Origin of the sequence: Streptomyces sp. NPDC006265 (genome assembly GCF_040613555.1) — a bacterium.
In the GTDB taxonomy this organism is placed as follows: domain Bacteria; phylum Actinomycetota; class Actinomycetes; order Streptomycetales; family Streptomycetaceae; genus Streptomyces.
In genome coordinates, this window is sequence record NZ_JBEXSH010000427.1 from 1 (window position 1) to 7,616 (window position 7,616).

Consider the following 7,616-nt stretch of genomic DNA (forward strand, 5'->3'; position numbering starts at 1 on the left):
CAGGTCCGCCAGGCGCCGTACGACGCGCATGGCGCGTCCGCCGCCGCCCGCCGCCGCCTTCACCAGCACCGGCAGATCGGCCTCGGTGACCTCCCGCAGGGGCTCGATGCCCAGCAGCTCCTTGGCCCGCGTCTTGGACGCCATCGCCTCGATCGCCTCCGGGGGCGGCCCGATCCACACCAGGCCGGCGTCCTGGACGGCCCGCGCGAAGCCGGCGTTCTCGGAGAGGAAGCCGTAACCGGGGTGCACGGCGTCCGCGCCGGCGGCGCGGGCGGCCTTCACGATCAGGTCGCCGCGCAGATAGGTGTCGGCGGGCGCCGCCCCCGGCAGCCGTACGGCGGTGTCGGCCGCGCGCGCGTGGAGGGCGTTCGCGTCGGCGTCCGAGTGCACGGCGACGGTGCGGATGCCCAGCTCGCGGCAGGTGCGGACGACACGGCAGGCGATCTCGCCCCGGTTCGCGACAAGAACTGAAGTAATCATGGGCCTCACATCCGGAAGACGCCGAAGCCGCCGCGGGCGCCCTCGTAGGGGGCGGTGTGGATCGCGGAGAGGCACAGGCCGAGGACGGTGCGGGTGTCGCGCGGGTCGATGACGCCGTCGTCGTAGAGCCGCCCGGACAGGAACATCGGCAGCGACTCGGACTCGATCTGCTGCTCCACCATGGCGCGCAGCGCGGCGTCCGCCTCGTCGTCGTAGGGCTGCCCCTTCGCGGCGGCCGACTGGCGGGCGACGATCGACAGCACGCCGGCGAGCTGCTGCGGGCCCATGACGGCCGACTTGGCGCCGGGCCAGGCGAAGAGGAAGCGGGGGTCGTAGGCCCTGCCGCACATGCCGTAGTGGCCGGCGCCGTAGGAGGCGCCCATCAGCACGGACAGGTGGGGAACCTTGGAGTTGCTGACGGCGTTGATCATCATCGCGCCGTGTTTGATGATGCCGCCCTGCTCGTACTCCCTGCCGACCATGTAGCCCGTGGTGTTGTGCAGGAAGAGCAGGGGGATGTCGCGCTGGTTGGCGAGCTGGATGAACTGGGCGGCCTTCTGCGACTCCTCGCTGAACAGGACGCCCTGGGCGTTGGCGAGGATGCCGACGGGGTAGCCGTGCAGGGCGGCCCAGCCGGTGGTCAGGCTCGTCCCGTACAGCGGCTTGAACTCGTCGAAGTCGGAGGCGTCGACGATCCGGGCGATGACCTCGCGCGGGTCGAAGGGGCTCTTGAGGTCGCCGGGGACGATGCCCAGCAGCTCCTCCGCGTCGTACTCGGGCGGCTCGGCGGGCCCCGGATCCTCGTACGCCTTGCGGTGGTTGAGGCGGGCGACCACACGGCGGGCCTGCCGGAGGGCGTCCGGCTCGTCGACGGCGAAGTAGTCGGCGAGCCCCGACACGCGCGCGTGCATCTCGGCGCCGCCCAGGGACTCGTCGTCGCTCTCCTCGCCGGTGGCCATCTTCACCAGTGGCGGGCCGCCGAGGAACACCTTGGCCCGCTCCTTGACCATGATCACGTGGTCGGACATGCCGGGGATGTAGGCGCCGCCGGCGGTGGAGTTGCCGAAGACGACCGCGACGGTCGGGATCCCGGCGGCGGACAGCCGGGTGAGGTCGCGGAAGACGGCGCCGCCGGGGATGAAGATCTCCTTCTGCGACGGCAGGTCGGCGCCGCCGGACTCCACCAGGCTGATGCAGGGAAGCCGGTTGGTGAGGGCGATGTCGTTGGCGCGCAGGGCCTTCTTCAGCGACCAGGGGTTGCTCGCTCCGCCGCGCACGGTCGGGTCGTTGGCGGTGATCAGGCACTCCACGCCCGCCACCACCCCGATCCCGGTCACGAGGGACGCGCCGACGGCGTAGTCACTGCCCCAGGCGGCCAGCGGGGACAGCTCCAGGAACGGCGTGTCGGGGTCGAGGAGCAGCTCGATGCGCTCACGGGCGAGGAGCTTGCCGCGCCCCCGGTGCCGTGCGACGTACTTCTCGCCGCCGCCCGCGAGGGCCTTGGCGTGCTCGGCGTCGAGTTCGGCGAGCTTGGCGAGCATCGCCTCGCGGTTGGCCCGGTGGTCGGGGCCGGCGGGGTCGAGCGCGGAGGTCAGGGCGGTCAAAGCAGGGCCTCCGGTATCTCCAGGTGGCGGGAGCGCAGCCATTCGCCGAGGGCCTTGGCCTGCGGGTCGAAGCGGTGCTGCGCGGCGACGCCGGCGCCGAGGATCCCCTCGACGACGAAGTTGAGGGCACGCAGGTTCGGCAGCACATGCCGTACGACGGTCAGTTCGCGGCTCTCGGGGATGAGCTCCCGGAACCGGTCGGCGGTCAGCTCGTGCGCGAGCCACCGCCAGGCGTCGTCCGTGCGGGCCCACACCCCGACGTTGGCGTTGCCGCCCTTGTCGCCGCTGCGGGCGCCCGCGACCAGTCCGAGGGGGGCGCGCCGGGTGGGCCCGGGCCCCGGCGACTCCGGCAGGGGTGGTTCCGGCACCGCGTCGAGTACGGCCGTGTCGTGGGCCGGTGGCACGGGGATCCGGCGCCCGTCATTGAGGACGGCCACATGGTCGACTCCACCATGGTGGATGTACACATCCTCGAAGACCCCATAGGGCGCGCCCTTTCCGGGTGGGGCCAGCACATGAAAGCCGGGGTAACTGGCCAGCGCCAGCTCCACGGCCGCCCCGCTCAGCGCCCGCCCGACGGCCCCCTCGTCGGGGTCCCGTACGACGAGCCGCAGCAACGCGCTCGCCCTCTCCTCGGTCGGGGCGTCGGGGCGGTCGGTGCGGGCCAGCTCCCAGCGCACGTCGGCGACCTTGCCGAGGGCGGGTTCCATCTGGTCCCGCACGAGGGCGGCCTTGGCCTCGATGTCGAGGCCGGTGAGCACGAAGACGACCTCGTTGCGGAAGCCGCCGAGCCGGTTGAGCCCGACCTTGAGGGTGGGCGGCGGTGCCTCCCCGCGCACGCCCTCGATCCGCACCCGGTCGGGCCCGTCCTGGCTCAGCCGTACGCTGTCCAGCCGGGCGGTGACGTCCGGCCCCGCGTACCGGGCACCGGCCGTCTCGTACAGCAGCTGCGCGGTGACCGTGCCGACGTCGACGAAGCCGCCGGTGCCGGGGTGTTTGGTGATGACGCAGCTGCCGTCCTCGTGCAGCTCGGCGAGCGGGAAGCCGGGGCGGCGGGCGTCGCCGTCCCGGAAGAAGGCGTAGTTGCCGCCGGTGGCCTGCGCCCCGCACTCCAGGACGTGCCCGGCGACGACGGCACCCGCGAGCCGGTCGTACTCCGTTGCGCTCCATCCGAAGTGGGCGGCGGCGGGCCCGGTGACCAGGGCCGCGTCCGTCACCCGCCCGGTGACGACGACGTCGGCGCCCGCCCGCAGGCACTCCGCGATGCCGAAGCCGCCGAGGTAGGCGTGGGCGGCGAGGGAGCCCGGGTGGGCGGCGGTGAGGTCGTCGCCCGCCACATGGGCGACGCGTACGGGGATGCCCAGCCGTTCGGCCAACCGCCGTACGGCGTCCGCGAGTCCGGGCGGGTTGAGTCCGCCCGCGTTGGTGACGATCCTTACGCCCCGCTCGTGCGCGAGCCCGAGGCATTCCTCCAACTGCCGCAGGAAGGTGCGGGCGTATCCGGCGGCGGGATCCTTCAGGCGGTCCCGGCCGAGGATCAGCATGGTCAGTTCGGCGAGGTAATCGCCGGTGAGGACGTCGAGTTCGCCGCCGGTGAGCATCTCGCGCATCGCGTCGAAGCGGTCGCCGTAGAAGCCGGAGGCGTTGCCGATGCGGAGGGTCACGAGGCGGACTCCTTCGGCGGGCGCCCGCCGCCCGGCGGCCCGGCGAAGGACTGCGCGATGTCCAGCCAGCGGTCGGCGTCGGGGCCGTCGGCGCGCAGGGCGAGGTCGGTGCGGTGGGCGCGCTGGGTGACCAGGAGGCAGAAGTCGAGGGCGGTCCCGGTGAGGCGCTGCGCGGCGTCATCGGGGCCGTACGTCCACAGACCGCCGGAGGGGGCGCGCAGTTCGACGCGGAAGGGGTCGGGGGGCGGGGTGAGGCCGTGCACGCCGAAGGCGAAGTCACGGGTCCGTACCCCGAGCCAGGCCACATGCCGCAACCGGTCGGTGGGTGGGCTCACCACACCCAGGGCCTCGGCCACGTCCTGCCCGTGGGCCCAGGTCTCCATCAGGCGGGCCGTCGCCATGGAGGGGGCCGACATGGGCGGGCCATACCAGGGGAAGCGCGCCCCGGCCGGGGCGGCCCGCAGTGCCTCCTCCAGTGCCGCGCGGCCGCCGCGCCACCGGGCGAGCAGTTCGCCGGGAGGGAGTTCCGCGCCCTCCTCGGCCCCCTCGTCGACGAAGGAGCCGGGCGCGGCGAGGGCCTTCTCGACCAGCGTGTGGAAGCCGTCGGCGTCCGTGACGGCGAGCAGGGCCGAGCGGTCCGTCCAGGCGAGATGGGCGATCTGGTGGGCCACGGTCCAGCCGGGTGCGGGGGTCGCGAGCGACCAGCGCTGCGGCGGCAACCCGGCCACGAGGCGGTCGAGTTCCTCGCTCTCCTCGCGCAGATCGTCGATCACGGACGTCGGATCGGACACGGGGCGCTCCCCTCGGGGCACGGCGGTGTGCGGGGTGGTGCGGCGTGCTGAGGAGCATGGCAGCGACCCCGGAAACAATCAAGCGTGCTTGCATGAAATTGTTGCGGTGGCCGGAAGCGACGGTCTTCGTGCTCCCGCTCATGGCCCTCACCGGCTTCGTCGAGGGGCGGTTCGCCACCCACCCGGCGCTGCTGACCTCGGTCACCTGGGTGGTCGTCGTGCTCGTCCTTGTGTGGGTGCTGCCGTTCATCGCCTGGGGCGTCGGCCTGGCGCCGCTGCACGTGTTCCGCACGGCCGACATCACCAGACCATGCCGCCGCTGCTCACCATGACGCTGGGGTGGGAGATGACGCTGATCCTTTTCACCGGGGCGTACGCGGGTGTGCCGGGGCCGGGCGCCGCTGTCGGTGACCGCGGTGGGGCTGTGGGAGCTGCGCCGACTGCGGGCGCACTACGGCGTCAGCGTGCGCGGGATGCTGGTGCGCTGAGGCCCGTCAGACAGACGAGCGCAACCCTCGCCGCCGCCACGGGCCCGAACCGGTGCGGCGTGTTCAGACGGCCTGGTCCGCCTCCCGCGCCGCCTTCTCCAACCGCTGCCGATGGGCCTCCCACATGGCCCGGTCACCCGGGGGCATGCTGCCCTTGCCCTGCGTCAGGCGGACCGATCCGTCGATGAGTTCGCGCACGATGTCGGCGTGGCCCGCGTGCCGGCTGGTGTCGGCGATCACGCGTACCAGGATGTGGTGCAGCGTGGTCTCCCGGCGCTCCTCGGGCCACCAGGGCACGCGACCGGTCGCGTCCAGCGGCACCGCCGCGATCGTGCCGTTCGCGTGGTCCCATGCCCGGCGGTAGAGCCCGGCGATGTCCTCGCGCGACTCGTCGGGGGTGGCCCACATGTCGGCGTGGGGGTCGGCGTCCTGCGTGTACCACCACGACGGTGGGCTCTCGTCGAAGTACGGCCGGCCGAAGGTGTCGCCGAAGTAGCCGAGCTCCACCCCCGCGGCGTGCTTGACCAGCCCCAGCAGATTGGTGCCGGTGGGTGTCAGGGGGCGGCGTATGTCGTACTCCGAGAGCCCTTCGAGCTTCCAGAGCAGGACGTCACGGGCGTCCTGGAGGTAGCGGAGGAGGTCGGCCTTGGGGTCCGATGCGCTCATGCGGGCAGTCTGGCGCCCGGCACTGACATTGATGCTGATACTCGGGTTCCGGTGGTCGTGACCCGGGCACTGACTGACGCCCTGCTGGGCTGTCTTCGCGTTGTTCTGTCCGGCCGCCGGGGCTTGTTCTCATGGCTCCGGCCGGGCGGAACACCGCGCGGGTGTCGGCCGGCGTCGGCGCGCTATCAGTGAGCCAGCCCGAGGGCGGCAAGGAGCACTGCGGGCCCTGCCGACCGACACCCTGGACGCTACGGCTGCAGACCGAGCATCTGCGGTCGATTCAACAAGTCAGGAGCTTGGTAACCCGGCCGGGCCGGACAGCGGCCGCTTCCCGCGCGGTGCAGCTCAGCCCTCCAGGGCGGTGCTCTCCAGGGCCGCCCGCTTCTTGCGGCCGCGGCCCACCTGGGTGCGTACCGCGCCCATGCTCGCCGCGACGACGAGGGCGATCGCGGCGGCCTCGGCGGCACTGAGGGCCTGGTCGAGGATGAGGAAGCCGGCCGTCGCGGCGATGGCCGGTTCGAGGCTCATCAGGATCGCGAAGGTGGAGGCGGGCAGGCGCCGCAGGGCGAGGAGTTCGAGGGTGTAGGGCAGTACGGAGGAGAGCAGGGCTACCGCCGCGCCCAGGCCCAGCGTCACCGGGTCGAGCAGCTTCGCCCCCGACTCGGCGATGCCCAGGGGCAGGAACAGCACCGCCCCCACCGCCATGGCCAGGGCCAGTCCGTCCGCCTGCGGGAAGCGGCGGCCCGTACGGGCGCTGAAGACGATGTAGGCCGCCCACATGGCGCCCGCGCCCAGGGCGAAGGCCGCTCCTGTGGGGTCGAGCCCGCTGAAGCCTCCCCCGCCGAGGAGGAAGACACCGGCGAGGGCGAGCGCCGCCCAGACGGCGTTGATCGCGCGGCGGGAGGCGAAGACCGAGAGGGCGAGCGGGCCGAGCACCTCCAGCGTGACGGCGGGACCCAGCGGGATGCGCGCGACGGCCTGGTAGAAGAGGCCGTTCATCGCGGCCATGGTGATGCCGAAGACGACGACCGTGCCCCAGTCGGTGCGCGAGTGGCCGCGCAGCCGCGGGCGGCAGACCAGGAGCAGGACGACGGCCGCGACCAGCAGGCGCAGGGCCACCACCCCGAGGGCGCCCGCCCTCGGCATCAGCGTCACGGCCAGGGCGCCGCCGAACTGCACGGAGATCCCGCCCGCCAGCACCAGGCCCACGGGTCCGAGGGAGCCGAGCCGGCCCGGTCCGGAGCCCGGCGTGGTGCCGTCGGGGGCGGCGGCGATCGTGGACTGGGGCGTGGTGACGCTGTCGGGGGTGGTCACGGGCGGTCCTGTGCTCGTCGGCGCTGAGTCGGGGGCTGTGCGTACATCCGCATGCACTCCATGTACACCCCGATGCACTTGCCAGTCCAGAGTAATGGACTCGGTCAGGTGCGTAAACACCTTTTACCTCTGTCCCGGTCGGTGAGACGCCGGACGCTCGGTGGACAGGTCGGGTCAGCCGATGGACAGGTCGGGTCAGTAGGACGCCGGACGCGCCGGGTACTCCGTGAACAGCGGCATGCGCAGTTCGCCCGTGTCCCTGACCGTGCTGTTCCGGGAACGGTGCAGCCTCGCGTACGCCCCACCCCTGGCCGGCAGTTCGTCGTGGCGGCCGGTCTCCACGACGTGGCCGCGGCCGACGACGAGGATGCGGTCGGCGTCGGGGGCGAGGTTGAGGTCGTGGGTGATCATGAGGGTGGTGCGGCCGGCCATCAGGCGCCGCAGCGGCTTCGCGATACGGCGGGCCGCCGGCGCGTCCAGGCCGGTCGTCTGCTCGTCGAGGACCAGCACCGGGGATCACCGCCCCTTCCATCGAGGGTCCCTGGTCGGAACCGGTCCTGCTGCACGCTCGCGGCTTCGACACCTCGCTGTTCCACGACGGGGCGGCCA

General features: G+C 72.9%; 7 protein-coding genes and 1 pseudogene. 1 reads left to right on the forward strand and 7 read right to left on the reverse strand.

What is annotated here, in order from left to right; genetic code table 11:
* The 4 genes from ABZ281_RS29080 to ABZ281_RS29095 all read right to left on the reverse strand — a co-directional run.
* Positions 1 to 480 (reverse strand): biotin carboxylase N-terminal domain-containing protein (locus ABZ281_RS29080; RefSeq protein WP_356660195.1); only part of this gene is annotated, 480 nt, incomplete at its 3' end.
* Between the two features lie 5 nt (positions 481 to 485).
* Complete coding sequence (locus tag ABZ281_RS29085) at positions 486 to 2,084, reverse strand: carboxyl transferase domain-containing protein (RefSeq protein WP_356660197.1); 1,599 nt, start codon at positions 2,082 to 2,084, stop codon at positions 486 to 488.
* On the reverse strand, positions 2,081 to 3,748 hold the full coding sequence (locus ABZ281_RS29090) for an acyclic terpene utilization AtuA family protein (RefSeq protein WP_356660199.1): 1,668 nt from the start codon (positions 3,746 to 3,748) through the stop codon (positions 2,081 to 2,083). The genes ABZ281_RS29085 and ABZ281_RS29090 overlap by 4 nt, the downstream gene beginning before the upstream one ends.
* The gene (locus ABZ281_RS29095; RefSeq protein ID WP_356660201.1) at positions 3,745 to 4,539 is read right to left on the reverse strand and encodes a TIGR03084 family metal-binding protein; all 795 of its coding nucleotides are present in this window, start codon (positions 4,537 to 4,539) and stop codon (positions 3,745 to 3,747) included. The genes ABZ281_RS29090 and ABZ281_RS29095 overlap by 4 nt, the downstream gene beginning before the upstream one ends.
* A gap of 92 nt (positions 4,540 to 4,631) precedes the next feature.
* On the opposite strand from ABZ281_RS29095, the gene ABZ281_RS29100 reads away from it, so the two are divergent.
* A complete protein-coding gene (locus tag ABZ281_RS29100) occupies positions 4,632 to 4,871 on the forward strand; it encodes a hypothetical protein (RefSeq protein ID WP_356660203.1) in 240 nt (79 codons plus the stop codon).
* Between the two features lie 219 nt (positions 4,872 to 5,090).
* Here ABZ281_RS29100 and ABZ281_RS29105 read toward each other — a convergent pair whose 3' ends face one another.
* The 3 genes and pseudogenes from ABZ281_RS29105 to ABZ281_RS29115 all read right to left on the reverse strand — a co-directional run.
* Positions 5,091 to 5,693: a DinB family protein gene (locus ABZ281_RS29105; protein WP_356660205.1), complete on the reverse strand. Its 603-nt coding sequence runs from the start codon at positions 5,691 to 5,693 to the stop codon at positions 5,091 to 5,093.
* A 345-nt stretch (positions 5,694 to 6,038) separates the two neighbouring features.
* Complete coding sequence (locus tag ABZ281_RS29110; protein ID WP_356660207.1) at positions 6,039 to 7,007, reverse strand: EamA family transporter; 969 nt, start codon at positions 7,005 to 7,007, stop codon at positions 6,039 to 6,041.
* Between the two features lie 195 nt (positions 7,008 to 7,202).
* Positions 7,203 to 7,523, reverse strand: a pseudogene (locus ABZ281_RS29115) (ABC transporter ATP-binding protein); the annotation flags it as partial.
* Between the last annotated feature and the right edge of the window lie 93 nt (positions 7,524 to 7,616).

Excerpts from the sequence above, each read along its gene's own strand:
- ABZ281_RS29105 (WP_356660205.1), bottom strand. The coding sequence starts at position 5,693 with ATGAGCGCATCGGACCCCAAGGCCGACCTCCTCCGCTACCTCCAGGAC.
- ABZ281_RS29100 (WP_356660203.1), top strand. The coding sequence starts at position 4,632 with ATGAAATTGTTGCGGTGGCCGGAAGCGACGGTCTTCGTGCTCCCGCTC.